Here is a 15,588-nt window from a genome sequence, read left to right on the forward strand (position 1 = left end):
ACACAGGATGCAAGGCAACAAACAGAGCGCATTGGCACAACGGCTGCGAGCCCTGCGCCAAGAGCGCGATTGGACTCTGAAGCAGTTGGCGGCGGCCACCGGCGTGGCCGCGTCCACGCTGTCCAAAATCGAGAACAGCCTGCTGTCGCCCACCTATGACAACCTGATCAAGATCGCCGCCGGCCTCGACCTGGACGTGGCCGAACTCTTCACCGCGTCCGATGCCCACATGGGCACCGGCCGCCGCAGCCTCAGCCGCCAAGGCGAAGGCCGCCAATACGACACCCCGTACTACGACCACCGCCTGCTGTGCACCGCGCTGTCACACAAGCGCATGATGCCGTTCCACACCCGCGTCAAAGCCCGCTCGTTCGACGAATTCCAAGACTGGAGCCGCCACGGCGGCGAAGAATTCGTCTACGTGCTGGAAGGCGAGGTGCAGCTGTACACGGAATTCTACGAACCCGCCCGCTTGAAAGCTGGCGAGAGTTTCTATATAGACAGCCGCATGGGACACCGGGTCATCAGCCTGAGCTCGCAAGACGCGATCGTGCTGTGGGTGTCGACGCACGCCGATATTGAGGAAGAGTAGGGCGTGCGGCAGGGGCCGGTATTTGGGCCGGTATCTGGGCCGCTTCAGGCGCCCGGATCAGGCCGCACCCACCTTTTTCCGCAACAAGGTAAAATTCGGCGCCCGGACATGTTCCGGGTCGTCAAAAGACTGCGCGGCAGTAGCTCAGCTGGATAGAGCACGGGCCTTCTAAGCCCGGGGTCGGGGGTTCGAGCCCCTCCTGCCGCGCCAGAATATCTAGCAAATACTAGGCTTTATGTGAGTTTTGAATTCGCTAGCAGGTTAATCATTAGAATAAAAATGCCTGCGTTAGAATTTTACTCAGTTGCCGTAGCCCGTTTCACCAGCCGCCTATCGTAGTGTTTGTGGGTTGTGGACGGGTCAGCATGGCGACGACAACACGAAGCCGCGTTGACCATTCCCGGATCTTCAGTACTTCCACCTGCCCCTTCTTTCGCTTGCTCGAAAGGACGCTGACGCCGTCATCGGTCAAACCGGTTTTGAGGAATGGACGCGTCTCCGAAGAGCGGAAATACACGCATCCAACGTCTAACCATGCGCGACATGGTCGTTGGCAGTGATCGGGCTTGATGGTTCCCGTCTTTCCGGGGTGTCTAGGCTTGCGGCGTCAATTGCTGCCTAGTGGGGTTGGACTGCCCCTTTTGGTGGAGTTACGTAAACCGTTTCCGCGACTACCCTGTTTGTTCGCAAAAAGAACGAGGGGATCGTCATGAAGAGATGGCTATGCGGTGCGGGCATTGTGGGGATGCTGTTGACTGGCCCGGTGGCAGCGCAATACATCGCCACCTGGCAGGACCCTGCGGGAGTGTGGAAAGGCCCTGCGGAGAGTCAGCCGGGGACGGACCTTGAGCTTGCAGCCGGAGCCGCGCACCGAGCTTGCTTAGACCGAGGTAATCCCAAGCTTTGGAACCGTGCAGCTAAAGTGACGGAGAAGGCGACAGGAAAGGTGTTCGTAGAACTAGATTGCAACGCGGAGCGCACCAAGACAAAGAAGGGTCAACCTGGGGCAGTCCCGTCTTCAAGTGCTACGACTTACCAAGTTTCCCGGCAAGATACGTTCGGTAGATGGACGCACGGATTTGGTTCCGATCCTGGGGGAAATCTCGCTTTGGCCGAGGGTTATGCATACGAAACTTGCAAAGATCGGGGTAACCCCAAAGACCTGAATTTGGCGTCCAAGGTGACAGAAAAAGGCACTGGAAAAGTGGTACTGGAAGTCGATTGCAAGGCGGAGCGCGCAAAGATGAAATAACGCGGGGAATTCCAGTTCCAGGGCGGCATCGCCTGCCGATACCCCGCACGCGGGGCATAGGTAGAGGCTGGGGATAGACATTCGCGTTGGGGTGACATGTCGATTCCAGCAGGCCTAAGATGATCTGGAACGAAGAGCGGCCGAGCCGGCCTTCACTCGACTTATGCGACATCTAGCCGGAGATGCTTATGAGCAAATGTGCCCGAACCAGCATCATTGTTCTGTGTGCAGCGTTCTCCATGGCGGCCGTCGGGGCACCTCCTCACGTGCCTGTGTTTGACGAGTACGGGCTTGAAAAGAACCCGATCTGCAGCTATGCCCTGCCTGAAGCGCTAAAGGCGATGCATAAGCAAGAGCCTTCTGCCGAGCGCGCGCAGACCCCCGAATGGAAAATCCAGATATACGTCAATCCGTATCGAACGTCATGGACGCTGGTCGGAACGCAACTGGCTCCAGACTGGGACGAAGACGAAATGTGCCCCCTCGCACGCGGCTTGGGTGACTACACCACGCAGAAGTGGTATCGGGCTTTCTTTCAGTCCAAGTAGGTTCGGTGTTTCGCCTTAACGGAGGTGGGACCGTTTCGGTCAGCGCTGACTCGCAGCGCTGGCTGGCACCTCTTCAACCAAGCCGCGTTCTATAGCGCCACTCCCGGAGCCAGGCGCGACCTGGTAGCCGTCGATCTTCTTCAGGGGTAACGGGTTGAGCCCTGGGCCTATCCGCGCCTGCGCGCCTACGTGGCTCGGTCTACGACCGCCGCGGGGCGATCCGATACGTAGCTTTAGGATCTCGAACATAATCGCCGGGTTGAAACATCAGCAATCCCTTCTTTGTGAGACGCTCCAAATCCTTCTTACTCGTCGACCAAGTCTTGAAGGGCGCTCAACTGAGCCGGAGGAAGGGCGCGCACCTCTTGCTCTGGGATCTCGGGAAAGGGCCAAGACGCAGGTGAAGGCAGGCTTAAGGATTCTGTGGCGCCTTCGGCGTCAAACCAGCCCTTCATGCCGGGCATCGTCTCAATGGCCCAGATGGTTTTCTCAGCCACGGGCCGAATGCCAGAAATCATCTGGGCGCTGTGTCTATAATGCGAATCGTTATTGTTCCATTTTGGTGCGGGCGCAGCCGTGTCTTCCTCATCCGATGTTATGAAAGGCCAGGCGGTCGAGGACCTTTATCGCGTCCATCACCGTTGGCTAGTGACACTACTGCGGCGCAAGACGGGTAACGTCGACCAGGCGGCCGACTTGGCGCACGACACCTTCGAACGGGTCTTGCGTGACGATATCCGCGCCATCATCGCGGCGCCGCGCGCCTGCCTGACCAACATCGCTCGCACGCTGACTATCGGCCATTTCCGCCGGGCGGCCGTCGAGGCGGCCTATTGCGAGGTGCTGGCGCGCCAGCCCGTCGACGTGGCCCCTTCGCCGGAAGAGCAGGCGCTGGTGGTCGAGGCGGTGACGGCGGTGTGCGCCGTGTTGGATGGCTTGTCGGTGCACGTGCACCGGGTGTTCATGCTGGCGCAGGTGCAAGGCCTGTCGCAGCCCGACATCGCCCGCGAACTGGGCATTTCCACCAACGCCGTACAGAAAGCCTTGTCCAAGGCCTTGCAGCATTGCTATCTGGCGATCTATGGCTGACGCCGCGATGCTGAGCAAGCGTGCCCCGGACGGCCTGCCGGTCGATCGCAAGCGCCTGGCGCAGGCGGCCGACTGGATGGCCCGGCTGCAAGGCGAGCCCAGCGACGCGACGGTGGCCGCCTGTCTGCGCTGGCGTCAGGCGCATCCCGACAATGAAACCATCTGGCAGCGGATGTGCGCCATGCGCGGCGATCTTGCGGCGCGCTGTGCCGTGGCGACGCCGGCGGTTGCGGTCGAATTGATCGAGCGGGCCGCGATGCGCCGCGCGCGCCGCGACGCGCTCAAGTGGATGGTGACGGGCGGTGCCGTGGCCGGGTTGGCATGGGCCGCCGAACCGTGGGAGCGCTGGCCCGTCCTGCTGGCGGATCAACGCACGGGCACGGGCGAGCTGCGCACCCTGACGTTGGATGACGGCACGCGCATCGTCATGGGGCCGGGCACCGCGCTGGACCTGCGGCTGGACCAGCGGCCTCGCTCCCTGGTGCTGCGTTCGGGTGAAATCTTGATCACCAGCGCCAGTTCCAACGACTTGGGCCCGCTGTCGGTGATGACGCGCGACGGCGTGCTGACGCCGGTCGGTACGCGCTATTCCGTGCGCGACAACGGGGATGACCTGGGCTATGAGATTGCCGTTTTCGAAGGGGCGGTGGATATCGTCGCGCGCGCCGATGGGCGGGTGACACGGGTGCTGGCAGGCCAGCATACGGCGCTGCAAGCGTTGGGCGCCGGTCCGGTGCTGCCGGTGGCGCCGGGCGCGGACGCCTGGACGCATGGCATGTTGTTGGCCGACCGGATGCCGTTGAGCGACTTCGTGGCGCAATTGGCCCGCTACCGGACGGGCGTGCTGCGTTGTGATCCCGCCATCGCGCGGCTGGAAGTGGTGGGCACGTATCCCTTGGCGGACACCGACAGCATCCTGACGATGCTGCCCCGGGTGTTGCCCGTGCGGGTGCATTACCGCACGCGGTATTGGGTGACCCTGAGCGCCGCCCGCTGATGGCGCGGCGAAGTTGTTACAGGAAAGGCGGAAATTCAGCGTTCAAGCGAAAGAGATAGAGAACGGCGCCAACACACCGGCGTATCTGTTTTCCATCACCGTCTAGGAACTCTGAGTCATGGCCTTTCCCCGAGCCGCCCGCCACACCCTTCTTGCGTCGGTATTGCTTGGCGCAATCCTTCCCCATCTGCCGTCTTCTGCTTGGGCGCAGGCGGCAGCCGACGATCAACGTCGCGCCTATCGCATTGACGCGGGTGGCTTGAATGCCGCCTTGTTGAGCTTCGGCGCTCAGGCCGGGGTGTTGATCGCAAGCGATCCCGCCGTCACGTCGGGTTTGCAGAGTCCGGGCGTGGACGGGGTGATGAGCGTCAGGGAAGGGCTGGTGGCGTTGCTGCGCGGCACGGGTCTGGAGGCACTGCCCGAGCGTGACGGGTATCGCCTGGTTCGCGTGCCGCCGCCCGGCGTGACGCAGCTTGAGCCCGTCACCGTGCTGGGCCGCGCGGGCGTGACCGAAAACACGGGTTCTTTCACCGCCAGTTCGGCCACGGTGGGGGGCAAGACGGCGCAAGCGCTGCGCGAGGTGCCGCAAAGCGTATCGGTGATCACCCGGCAAGAGATCGAAGACCGGCGTCTGGTCAGCCTGAACGACGTGATGAGCGCCACGCCGGGCATCTCGATGTTCCAGGGGGCGATGCTCAGCAGCAACTACCTGTCGCGCGGATTCGCAATCGGCAATATGCGCGTGGATGGTGGGGCGTCGATGTACCGCTCGTTCGGTGCGGACGATGACATGGCGTTCTATGACCACGTCGAAGTGCTGCGCGGTGCTGACGGCCTGTTTGGCGGCGCCAACGAAGCGGGCGGCACGATCAACCTGGTACGCAAGAAACCCACCCCGGAATTGCAGATCATCGCGCAGGCCGAGGTAGGCAGTTGGGCTTATAAGCGTACGGATCTGGACGTGAGTGGCCCGCTGACGGAAAACGGCAAGTTGCGTGGGCGCGGCGTGCTGGCCTATGAAGACAAGAACTTCTTCTACGATGTGGCGCACAGCCGCCGCACGCTGGGCTACGGCATTCTTGAAGCGGATCTGACCAGCACCACCACGGCCTTTGTCGGGGCGTCTTATCAAAAGCGGGATTCGTCCTATCAGGGCTACGGTTTGCCGCGATATGCCACCGGCGAGGACCTGAAGCTTCCCCGCAATACCTACCTGAGCGGCGCCGACGATCACGCGACCCGGACCATCGTCAATCTCTTCGGGCATGTGACGCAGCAGCTTGGAGGCGATTGGAGCGCCAACCTGGACATCAACCAGGAAAACTCGCACCAGGACCGCTTCGATCACTATTTCTCCGGCGCGATCGATCCCGTGACGGGGAGCGGGTTGTTCGACGCCGCCAGCGACCAGAACGAGCACTTCAAGAACACGTCCATCGACTTGTCCGCCAATGGTTCGTTTGGCCTGTGGGGCCGCCGCCACCAGGTGGTGGTGGGCGCCAGTTGGGAACGTTTCCGGCCCAGCACTTATGGTTCCAAACCGTCCAACCGCGGCCAGGCGGTGCCTGACATCTTCGAGTTCAATCCTTACGATTACCCGCGCGGCTCAGACTTCACGCCGATGTGGAATCAGACCACCGACACGCGGCAGGCCGGCGTGTACGGGTCGCTGAACATGCATCTGGCAGACCCGCTGCATGTGATTGTGGGCGGCCGCCTGAGCCGGTATGACTACACCTTTACGAACCAGACCTTGAATGCGGCCAGGAAGGTCACGGCAACGTCGGTGACCCAGTACCAGGACGACAATGTCTTTACGCCCTATGTGGCCGCGACGGTTGACCTGAACGACACCTGGACCACCTACGCCAGCGTGGCCGAAACCTTCAAATCACAGGCCAACAGCCTGCAAGGCCCCGCGCCCGGTAACCCGCTGGACCCGGTAACCGGCCGCAACTACGAGATCGGCCTGAAAGGCGAGCATCTGGGCGGCAAGCTGCATAGCGCGTTCGCCATTTATCAGATCGAGCGTAAGAATGCCGCCGTGCGCGATACGGCCTATCCGTCCAGCAGGGCGGGCAACGGCGCGACTTGCTGCTTCCTGCCCAACGGGAACATCGTCAGCAAGGGCTTTGACGCGGAACTGAGCGGGGAAGTGGCGCCGGGCGTCCAACTGACAGCCAGCTACAACTACAACCAGAATCGCGACCGCAATGCGTCGGGGGGCAGCTATCAGCCCCTGACGCCCAAGCACATGGCCAAGATCTTTGCGACCTACCAGTTGCCGGGCGAACTGCATCGCTGGAAAGTGGGCGGCGGCGTCAGTATCCAAAGCACCACCTATGTCAGCGGCAGCGCGTACTTGCGTAATGCCGACGGCAGCCTCAGCAAGCAAAGCACGCCTTACAAGTTCACGCAGCCCGGCTACGCGATCTGGAATGCGTTTGCCCAATACCAGATCAGCGACAACTGGTCGGCGCAGGTCAACGTGAACAATCTGTTCGACAAGACCTACTACAGCACGGTCGGTTACCTGGACTACGGCAACTTCTACGGGACGCCGCGCAGCGCCGCATTGACCTTGCGCGGCCGCTTCTAAGCTGTTGTCACCCGCCGCATCCAAGGGGAACCCCCTTGGTGTGGCGGGTGGGGTCAGGCAGTGAGGGGAGCCGTTTGTCGTTGCTCAGCATAGGCTTTGAGCGACTGCATGGTTCGAGGCAGCCCCTCTCGAATCTGCGCAGCAACGCGTGGCCCGAACAGAAAGGCAAGGGCGCCAGAAAACCACACGCGATGAGTGACTTCCGAGCCGCCATCTACGGCAGAAACGGTATGTTCGAAGTGCATGCGGAACAGAGGGATGTAGCCTTCCACGGTGAACGAACGGCCCTCGGAGCGCTCTGTGACAACCATCGGAACGCCCATGCCCTTGCGGGGAATTATCCGGCCCTTTGTTCCCACGGCGAATGCGCCATTAAGACGGGCTTGCTTGGTGTCCGGGTCCCATAGGTGCCACCGGTCGACCTCGCTCCAAATGCGATCGACGACCATGACCGGGACTGCAATGTGGATGCGCTCTTCGATATGCATAAAGGGAGTGATTCCTGACGGAATTTATGTGGCAGCAATCATATGCTGCTTCCCGCGCCAATATCTCTACTTGGAATTTGTTATGCCGGCAGCGCAATGTTGCCAAACGCAGCCACGTTGGAGTTCGCCGGTTTGGCGACTGCTGCGTGTAGCGCAATGCCAAGGGCTCCCATGACTTTGAGTATGGTCGCGAAATCAGGGGATCTGTCGCCTGAGAGGGCTTTGTAAAGGCTCTCGCGGGACATTCCTGTCTCTCTGGCAATCTTCGTCATACCCTGTGCGCGCGCAATGTCTCCCAGCGCCTTTGCAATAAACGCGGCATCACCTTCACTCTCTTCGATGCATGCATCCAGATAAAGCGCCATCTCTTCGGCCGTACGAAGCCGTTCCGCGATGTCGTATTTTTTTGTCTGTAGCTTTTTCATGGGTTTGCTCCTATCCGAGGGAGCTGATATGACAGCGTGTTTGCTGAAAGTGCAAACACGCTTTGACGTTCTTTAAAGAAATGAACTAAAGGTTGGAAGCCAGCCTGTAGGCTCTAGCAATATCAGCTTGTTGACTGGACTTGCCGCCCCCCGCTAAGAGGATGATCAGCGTTCCGTCACGTCGCTGTGTGTAATACACCCTGTACCCTTGTCCGACATCAATCCGTAATTCCGAGACCCCTTTTTCTAGGTTTCGGTGGTCACCCGGGTTGCCGTGTCGCAACCGCTGAATACGTGCCTGGATTCGCGCGCGAGCCCGCAGATCTTTCAGGTCTGCTTCGAACTCGTCATAGTCTTTGGTGCTCTCTAGTTCTTTCATGTCTCTTGCCGATCATTGCAGGCTTCCTCCTTTCTAAAACTGGAAAGATAATTGTAGCCGCAAGGATACGAATGTCAACATAAAAGTATCCTTTAGGATACGGTACCGCTGGCTGTTCTCGGTCGCGGATCTCGGTCTACGACATCAACCGGCAAGCGCCCGCATTCAGACCTGAAAAAAGCATTGGCCGCATACAGTCCGGCGTTATAGATCCCTCGCCGTAGGTTGATGCCGATTAAGCAGTAGGCGGGTCGGATTTAAAAAAGCCACCAAGAGGTGGCTTCGTTTTTTGAGCGTCGCGGCGCCACAGTTGCTCTACTGCGCCGAGCCACGCCGCTTACACGCACCCTCAAATATCAAAAAACACCGTTTCCCCCTTCCCTTGAAGCACGACCTCCCACCGCAGCTCGCCGTTCTCCACCCGCTGCGCCACCAACGTCGCACGCCGGGCCGCAGGCACCTGCTGCAGTATCCAGTCCTCCTCATTCGCCTGCGCTTCGTCCGGAAAATACATGCGCGTCGACAAATGCTTCAGCAACCCGCGCATGAACAACGACACGACTAAATGCGGCGCTTGCAACGAGCCACCCGGGCCAGCCACGCGACCGGGTTTGATCGTGGTGAAGCGAAATGAGCCGTCGGCTTCCGTCGGCAAACGGCCAAAGCCAGTAAACGCCGAGCGCGCGTCATCGGCTCCGGCATAGCCCGGATCATCCGAATGCCGGTACACGCCCCGGGCATCGGCTTGCCAGATTTCGATCATGCCGTCGGGTACCGGGTTGCCCTGCCCATCGATGACGCGGCCTTCAATCACGACCTTGGGGGCGCCCTGGTCGGGCAGGCCGGCGGACAGGTCCGCACAGTTCAGGCCGGACAAGCCGATATGCAGATAAGGGCCAACGGTTTGCGAGGTGGTGGGGTAGAGCATGCGTTACTCCATGGGGGTGGCGTTGCGGCCGCGCAGCACGATGTCGAAGCGATAGCCCAGCGCGTATTCGGGCACGGTGGTTTCCCAGTCGAGCGTGGCGACGAGACGGTTGCGCGCCTTGACGTCCGGGACGCATTGGAAGATGGGATCAAACTCCAGCAGCGGGTCACCCGGGAAGTACATCTGCGTGACCAGGCGCGTGGCGTAGGCGCGGCCGAATAAGGAAAAATGGATGTGCTGCGGCCGCCATCCGTTGTAGTGGTTGCCCCAGGGATACGCGCCCGGCTTGATTGTCTTGAACTGATAGCGGCCCTGCGCGTCGGTGACGGTGCGGCCTTCGCCGCTGAAGTTCGGGTCCAACGGCGCGTCGTGCTGGTCGCGTTTATGCAGGTATCGGCCGGCGGCGTTGGCCTGCCAGATTTCGATCAGCGCATCGGGCACGGGCCGGCCGTTCTCGTCCAGCACGCGGCCGGACACGATGATGCGTTCACCGATGGCGTCTGCGCTGGCGATGCGCGTGAGATCGTTGTCGCCTTGTTTGACGAACGCGCCGCCGAACGCCGGGCCGGTGATTTCCGACAAGGTTTGCGGCACGACGATCAGCGGTTCGTTGGGTGACCGCAGTTGCGTGGAACCATAGGGATCGAAACGGTATCCCGGCTGCGTATCCCAGAACGGGCGCCGGTATTGAGCAAGTTGAGACATTGCAGCGAATCTCCTTGGAAGTGCCGCCGGGGCAGATCACTGGCCCTGGCGGCGCAAATAGGCGAACAGTCGAATAGGCGAACGGGCGAACGGACGAACAGGCGAACGGGCGAACGGGCGAGCGGGCGAACAGGCGAACGGGCGAACGGGCGTAGGCGGATAGGCGAATAGGCGAATAGGCAAACGCGCCGGGCGTCAGCCGCCGAACCAGCGGGCGGGAACGATCACCAGGGCAGGGAAGGCCACCATCAGGAACATGATCAGGAATTCCGCCACCATGAACGGGATCACGCCGCGCGTGACGTCGTCCATCTTCATCCTCCCCACGCCCGCCACCACGTTCAGGACGGTGCCGACGGGCGGCGTGACCAGGCCGATCGAGTTGTTGATGATGAACAGCACGCCGAAGTACACCGGGTCGATCCCGGCCGCGCGCACCAGCGGCATCAGCACGGGCGTCAGGATCAGGATGGTGGGCGTCATGTCCATGGCGGTGCCCACGACCATGACCAGCACCATGATGGCGGCCATCAGCAGGATCTTGTTGCCCATGAACGGCTGCAACATTTCCACCACTTTGGCGGGCAGGTCGGCTACGGTGATGAGCCATGCGCTGACCATCGCCGCGGCAATCAGGAACATGACGATGGCGCTGGTCTTGGCCGCCGACACGAACACGGCGTACAGCTGACTGAGTTTCAGCTCGCGGTAGACCACCGTAGACACGAACAAGGCGTAGGCGGCGGCCACCACGGCGGCTTCCGTCGGCGTGAACACGCCCATGCGCAGGCCCACCAGGATGATGACCGGCAGCATCAGCGCCCACAGCGCTTTGCGGAAGGCGATGGCAATGTCCTGTGCGGATTTGCGCGGCGGCGGCACGACTTTTTCGCGGCGGACAAGCCATGCCCACGTCAGCCACAAGGCGCCGCCGATCATCAGGCCGGGCACGATGGCCGCCATGAACAGCTTCGAGATGGACACATTGGCCGCCACACCAAAAATAACCAAACCGATGCTGGGCGGAATCACCGGGCCGATCACGCCGGTGGCCGCAATCAGCCCGCCCGCCGTCGATTTTTTGTGGCCGGCCGCGACCATCATGGGCAGCAGCAGCGCGGTGAGGGCGGCGGCATCCGCCACGGCGGAACCAGACAATGCGGACAGCAGGCAGCCCGCCATGATGGTCACGTAGCCCAGCCCGCCTTTGACGTGGCCCACCAGCGCCAACGCCAGGTCTACGATGCGGCGCGACAAGCCGCCGACGTTCATGATTTCGCCGGCCAGCATGAAGAACGGCACGGCCAGCAGCGGAAAACTGTCGGCGCCGCCGATGACGTTCTGCGCCAGGATCTGCGAATCGAAAATGTCCAGGTGCCACATCAACGCCACGCCGCTTGCCAGCAGTGCAAACGCGATCGGCACGCCCAGCGCCATCACCCCCAACAGCGATCCAATGAAGACGGCGATGGTCATGCGCTTCTCCCCGGCGCGCCTTGTTGGGCGTCGTCAAGAATCTGCTTGAGCTGCACCGCTTCTTCAGACTCCTGCACCATGATCAGGTCCTGCTCATGCAGCTTGCCGGCGAGCACGCGGTAGAGGTCCAGCGCGATGATCAGCCCGGCCAAGGCCGAGAACACCAAGCCTGACGCGTAGACAATCGCCATCGGCAAGCCGCTGACCGGCGCGCTGACATCCGCGTTGATCACGGCCTGTTCCCAGCTGCCCTTGAACATCAGGCCCACGATGTACAGCATGATGACCTGCCCCACGACCAGGCATATTTTCTTGCCCGCCGTGGGCAGCTTGGCCACCACCATGTCCATGCCCAGATGCCCGCGTTCCTTGAGCGCGATGACGGCGCCCAGGAAGGTCAGCCAGATGAACATCCAGCGCGAGATTTCTTCCGACAGCGTGATGCCCGAATTGAAGCCATAGCGCGCGACCACGTTGCCGAACACCAGCACTACCATCGCCGCCAGCAGCAGCGCGATGGCCAGTTCCAGCACGCGGCAGATACCTCCAATGAATCTGTCTATGTAGACCATGGCGCGGCCCCTTGAAGAATCGGATGAAGGTGCGGCCGCGTCATGCTTGCGCTTCCCGGACGATATCGACCAGCCCGCGCAGCGCCGTCAGGTAGGAGTGCGGCCCCAGCCCTTGCACGGTGCCACGCACGGCAGGCGAGATGATCGAATGCGCCCGCCACGCTTCGCGCGCCGCGATGTTCGACATATGCACTTCCAGCGTGGGAAAGGGCATGGCCTTGATGGCGTCGTGCAGCGGCACGCCATGCTGAGTCAGCCCGGCCGGGTTCACGAGCGCGCCTTGCGCGGTGTCGATGTTCTCGTGCAGAAAATCGATCAACGCGCCTTCGTGGTTGGATTGCACCGTAGCAAGCTCAACGCCCAGTTCGCCGGCCAGCGCGGCCAGCCGCTGGTTGATTTCCGCCAGCGTGGTGGTGCCATAGATGTGCGGCTCGCGGCGGCCGAACAGGTTGAGGTTCGGGCCGTGCAGAACAAGAATCTTCATGATGGATACGCCGGTGCGTTTACTTGCGGATGCGTGCGAGTTCGTCGTTGTAGAGCTTGACGATGGCGGGGTCGTAGCTGCCCGTGAAGTGTTCGATGACGGGCTTGACCACCTGCTGCATGCGGACTTTTTCACCCGGCTCGATCGTGTTGTATTGGATGCCCTTGGCCTGCAATTCGGCCACCGCCTTCTGCGCGGCGTCGCGGCTGACCTTGCGCTGGTAGCCGCGCGCTTCATCCGCGGCTTCGTTCATGATGCGCTGCTCGGCGGGCGAGAGCTTGTCCCAGAGTTTCTTGCTGACCAGCACGATGTTCGCGGCGTACACATGGTTGGTCGCGCTGACGTATTTCTGCACTTCGTAGAACTTGTTCGACAGGATCACCGAGTACGGATTCTCCTGGCCGTCCACCGCTTTCGATTCCAGCGCGCCGTACAGTTCCGCGAACGGCATGGGCACCGGGTTGGCCTTGAACGCCTTGAACGTATCCAGGAACACCGGATTGGGAATGACGCGAATCTTCAAGCCCGCCAGGTCTTCCGGCTTGGTGATGGGGTGCTTGGAGTTGGTGACGTTGCGAAAGCCCAGGTCCCAGAAGCCCAGCGCAACCAGGCCTTTTTCGGGCAGCTTGGCGATCAGCGCTTTGCCCAGCGGGCCGTCCAGCAGCGCGTCCGCCTGACCGAAATCGGTGACCGAGAAGGGCAGGTCGATCAAGCCGAATTCCTTGACGATGCCGGCCAGCGACGTTGATGCGGGCGCCGACATTTCCTGCACGCCGCCTTGCAAGCCCGACTGCTGCTGCATTTCATTGCCCAGCTGCGACGCCGGGAATTCCTTGACCTTCATCTTGCCGCCGCTCTTGGCGGACACCAGCTCGGCAAACTTCTGCACGCCCGCGCTCACGGGGTGGTCGGTGTTGTTCAGGTGGCCGAAGCGGATCGTGCGTTCCTGGATGTCCTGCGCGGTGGCCGTCATGGCGGCCGAGCACAGGGCGCCTACCAAAGCCAAGCGGAAAATGCTGGTCTTCATGGTTGTCTCCTTCCGGTTTTTTTGGAATGTTCTCGATGTCTTGCAAGACTCGGTAGTGGAATTTAATTCCGAGTGGAATAGTTTTCCACCTAGGGTTATCATCCATCACCCCACTACTTGTTGAGATGTCATGGCCGGAATCCTCGAACGCGCCCTCGCCGTCATGGAGCACCTCTCTTCCAGGCCGGAAGGTGTTCCGCTTGCGTCCCTGGCTCAACAGCTCGAGATTCCGCAAAGCGCCGCGCATCGTCTGTTGACCGACCTGTGCCGTTGCGGCTACGTGCGGCAGATGCGTGACCACGGCGACTACGCACTGACGGCTCGCGTGGCGTCGATTGGCCTGAGCTACCTGGCCGCCACCGGCATCGTCGATATCGCGCAGCCGCTGGTGGATCGTCTGGCGGAAACCTCAGGCGAACTCGTGCGCCTGGCGATCGTCGACAACGAACGGCTGACCTGGGTGGCCAAGGCCCAAGGCGCGCGGCACGGCCTGCGCTATGACCCCGAGATGGGCTCGGACGCGCGGCTGTCGTGCAGCGCATCCGGGCACGCCTGGATGCTGACGATGTCTGATGAGCGCGCATTGGATCTGGTCTCGCGGCAGGGCTTCGGCACGCCCGAGGAATATGGCCCCAATGCGCCGACGACCATCACCGCTCTGACCAAGATCCTGCACGCTGGCCGCAAGCGCGGCTACGCAATGATCAATGAAGTGTTCGCGCCGGGCATGACCGCCATGGCTGCGCCCGTGCAGCGCAAGGGCGAAGACGCCATCGGCGTGTTGAGTATTGCCGGGCCCGCGATGCGTTTGACCGAAGCGCGCATGCTGGAGCTGGGCCCGGACTTGTTGGCCGCGGCCGAGGAACTGGCGCTGGCCAGCTTGGCCTCGCCCATGTTCCGCACGCGCTTTCCGATGCAGGGCCGCAATGCCGGGGACGAGACGGCTAAGTGAGTAATGGCGCGGGGGCGCCGCCCGCGTCGCCATTCGGCATTCGCCATTGTCAGCCGGGGTCGGGCGGGGTCAGACGGGGTCAGACGGGGTCAGACGGGGTCAGCGGGGGTCAGCCGGGGTCAGCCGGGCCATTGCCCCACGTTCCCACGCGTGCTGATCGCAGCAACGGCGACGCGTCCCCCGCTTGCGCAAGCTCGCTTGCTGCGCGCAGCAAGGCGGGCCCAAACTTCTCCATTGCCTTCAACGTCAACCGCTGCGATGGCCCGGCCACCACCAGGATGCCGGTGCTTGCGTAGCCAGGGCGGCGTACGGGCGCGGCCATCGCGCTCATGCCGGCGGCATACACGTCTTGCAGGATGCTGTACCCGCGCCGGCGGTGGCCGTCCAGGCTGGCCAGCAGCGCACGTATTGACGTCGGCGCATTCGGCCCGAAGTCGCGCGGCTTGCCCAGCCCTTGTTCGGTGACATACGCAATGGCTTGGTCCTCGGGCAAGGTCATCAGCCAGGCATGGCCCGCCGCGCTGCAAGACAGACGCAGATCGATGCCCATGTCGGGGTCGTAAAGCAGGCCGGATTTTGCGCCCTGAGCCTTGGCCACCAAGGTCAGCCGCTTGCCGTCAACGATGGCCAGCCGAACCAGTTCACCGGTGGCCAAGGCGAAGCGGTCGATGACGGGTTGCGCGATGTCGACCACGCCCGAGCGGCTTAGAAAGCTCAAGCCCATGGAAGCCAGTTTGGTGGTCAGCGCGTATTCGCCGCGCACGGGCGTCTGCCGCACATAGCCGTATTTCATCAACTCGTGCAGCGTGCGATGGCATCCGCTGCGTAGCTGATTCAAGTCGTCGGCGATGTTGGCAAGCGCCACGCCGTCGGGGTGGTCCGCCAGGTATTCAAGTAGCGCCAGCGTCTTTTCAATTGCCCCGCTCATCGCCTTCTCCTGAAGATCGTCACGCCGATTATTCAAATTTTGAATTCACTCAATTTTTGAACGGCATTCAAAATTATGCCCTATGCTCGCAGCCGAATATTCAACGATAAGGTCTGCTGCGGCTGTCGATGGATGCGGACCACTTGC

At 61.8% G+C, this 15,588-nt stretch carries 17 protein-coding genes and 1 tRNA gene; 7 read left to right on the plus strand and 11 right to left on the minus strand.

Features of this window, described 5'->3' with window-relative positions; translation table 11 throughout:
• Positions 1 to 7 precede the first annotated feature (7 nt).
• The 3 genes from HV765_RS23715 to HV765_RS23725 all read left to right on the plus strand — a co-directional run bounded on the left by HV765_RS23715 (position 8) and on the right by HV765_RS23725 (position 2,392).
• Positions 8 to 592, plus strand: a complete 585-nt coding sequence (locus HV765_RS23715; RefSeq protein ID WP_054427836.1) for a helix-turn-helix domain-containing protein — start codon at positions 8 to 10, stop codon at positions 590 to 592.
• Positions 593 to 725: 133 nt separating this feature from the next.
• Positions 726 to 802: transfer RNA gene (locus tag HV765_RS23720), tRNA-Arg, on the plus strand.
• 1,230 nt (positions 803 to 2,032) lie between these two features.
• On the plus strand, positions 2,033 to 2,392 hold the full coding sequence (locus HV765_RS23725; RefSeq protein WP_175171175.1) for a hypothetical protein: 360 nt from the start codon (positions 2,033 to 2,035) through the stop codon (positions 2,390 to 2,392).
• Positions 2,393 to 2,697: 305 nt separating this feature from the next.
• Here the strand turns inward: HV765_RS23725 and HV765_RS23730 are convergent, their stop codons facing one another.
• The gene (locus HV765_RS23730) at positions 2,698 to 2,889 is read right to left on the minus strand and encodes a hypothetical protein (protein ID WP_175171176.1); all 192 of its coding nucleotides are present in this window, start codon (positions 2,887 to 2,889) and stop codon (positions 2,698 to 2,700) included.
• Positions 2,890 to 2,989: 100 nt separating this feature from the next.
• Here HV765_RS23730 and HV765_RS23735 point away from each other — a divergent pair, with 100 nt between their 5' ends.
• The 3 genes from HV765_RS23735 to HV765_RS23745 all read left to right on the plus strand — a co-directional run bounded on the left by HV765_RS23735 (position 2,990) and on the right by HV765_RS23745 (position 7,077).
• On the plus strand, positions 2,990 to 3,481 hold the full coding sequence (locus HV765_RS23735) for a sigma-70 family RNA polymerase sigma factor (RefSeq protein ID WP_054427835.1): 492 nt from the start codon (positions 2,990 to 2,992) through the stop codon (positions 3,479 to 3,481).
• Positions 3,474 to 4,478, plus strand: a complete 1,005-nt coding sequence (locus HV765_RS23740) for a FecR domain-containing protein (RefSeq protein WP_175171177.1) — start codon at positions 3,474 to 3,476, stop codon at positions 4,476 to 4,478. The genes HV765_RS23735 and HV765_RS23740 overlap by 8 nt, the downstream gene beginning before the upstream one ends.
• 118 nt (positions 4,479 to 4,596) lie before the next feature.
• On the plus strand, positions 4,597 to 7,077 hold the full coding sequence (locus tag HV765_RS23745) for a TonB-dependent siderophore receptor (RefSeq protein WP_175171178.1): 2,481 nt from the start codon (positions 4,597 to 4,599) through the stop codon (positions 7,075 to 7,077).
• 53 nt (positions 7,078 to 7,130) lie between these two features.
• Here the strand turns inward: HV765_RS23745 and HV765_RS23750 are convergent, their stop codons facing one another.
• The 9 genes from HV765_RS23750 to HV765_RS23790 all read right to left on the minus strand — a co-directional run bounded on the left by HV765_RS23750 (position 7,131) and on the right by HV765_RS23790 (position 13,561).
• Complete coding sequence (locus HV765_RS23750) at positions 7,131 to 7,565, minus strand: SRPBCC family protein (protein ID WP_175171179.1); 435 nt, start codon at positions 7,563 to 7,565, stop codon at positions 7,131 to 7,133.
• Positions 7,566 to 7,645: 80 nt separating this feature from the next.
• Entirely contained in the window at positions 7,646 to 7,990 is a 345-nt protein-coding gene (locus HV765_RS23755; protein WP_175171180.1) for an addiction module antidote protein, read from the minus strand.
• 85 nt (positions 7,991 to 8,075) lie between these two features.
• Positions 8,076 to 8,369: a type II toxin-antitoxin system RelE/ParE family toxin gene (locus HV765_RS23760; protein WP_175171181.1), complete on the minus strand. Its 294-nt coding sequence runs from the start codon at positions 8,367 to 8,369 to the stop codon at positions 8,076 to 8,078.
• Positions 8,370 to 8,718: 349 nt separating this feature from the next.
• Positions 8,719 to 9,297 (minus strand): protocatechuate 3,4-dioxygenase subunit alpha, encoded by a 579-nt coding sequence (pcaG, locus tag HV765_RS23765; protein ID WP_175171182.1) that lies wholly within the window; start codon positions 9,295 to 9,297, stop codon positions 8,719 to 8,721.
• 3 nt (positions 9,298 to 9,300) lie between these two features.
• Complete coding sequence (pcaH, locus tag HV765_RS23770; RefSeq protein ID WP_054427828.1) at positions 9,301 to 10,002, minus strand: protocatechuate 3,4-dioxygenase subunit beta; 702 nt, start codon at positions 10,000 to 10,002, stop codon at positions 9,301 to 9,303.
• A 195-nt stretch (positions 10,003 to 10,197) separates the two neighbouring features.
• A complete protein-coding gene (locus HV765_RS23775; RefSeq protein ID WP_175171183.1) occupies positions 10,198 to 11,478 on the minus strand; it encodes a TRAP transporter large permease subunit in 1,281 nt (426 codons plus the stop codon).
• Entirely contained in the window at positions 11,475 to 12,041 is a 567-nt protein-coding gene (locus HV765_RS23780) for a TRAP transporter small permease (RefSeq protein WP_420840149.1), read from the minus strand. The genes HV765_RS23775 and HV765_RS23780 overlap by 4 nt, the downstream gene beginning before the upstream one ends.
• A 49-nt stretch (positions 12,042 to 12,090) precedes the next feature.
• Entirely contained in the window at positions 12,091 to 12,534 is a 444-nt protein-coding gene (locus HV765_RS23785; RefSeq protein ID WP_054427825.1) for a type II 3-dehydroquinate dehydratase, read from the minus strand.
• Positions 12,535 to 12,553: 19 nt separating this feature from the next.
• A complete protein-coding gene (locus tag HV765_RS23790) occupies positions 12,554 to 13,561 on the minus strand; it encodes a TRAP transporter substrate-binding protein (RefSeq protein ID WP_175171185.1) in 1,008 nt (335 codons plus the stop codon).
• Between the two features lie 130 nt (positions 13,562 to 13,691).
• Here HV765_RS23790 and HV765_RS23795 point away from each other — a divergent pair, with 130 nt between their 5' ends.
• Positions 13,692 to 14,513 carry an IclR family transcriptional regulator gene (locus HV765_RS23795; protein WP_175171186.1) on the plus strand — a complete coding sequence of 274 codons (822 nt, stop codon included), beginning with the start codon at positions 13,692 to 13,694 and terminating at the stop codon, positions 14,511 to 14,513.
• Between the two features lie 109 nt (positions 14,514 to 14,622).
• Here the strand turns inward: HV765_RS23795 and HV765_RS23800 are convergent, their stop codons facing one another.
• Complete coding sequence (locus tag HV765_RS23800; RefSeq protein ID WP_054427822.1) at positions 14,623 to 15,441, minus strand: IclR family transcriptional regulator; 819 nt, start codon at positions 15,439 to 15,441, stop codon at positions 14,623 to 14,625.
• Between the last annotated feature and the right edge of the window lie 147 nt (positions 15,442 to 15,588).

This window comes from Achromobacter kerstersii (assembly GCF_902859595.1).
GTDB lineage: Bacteria > Pseudomonadota > Gammaproteobacteria > Burkholderiales > Burkholderiaceae_B > Achromobacter > Achromobacter kerstersii.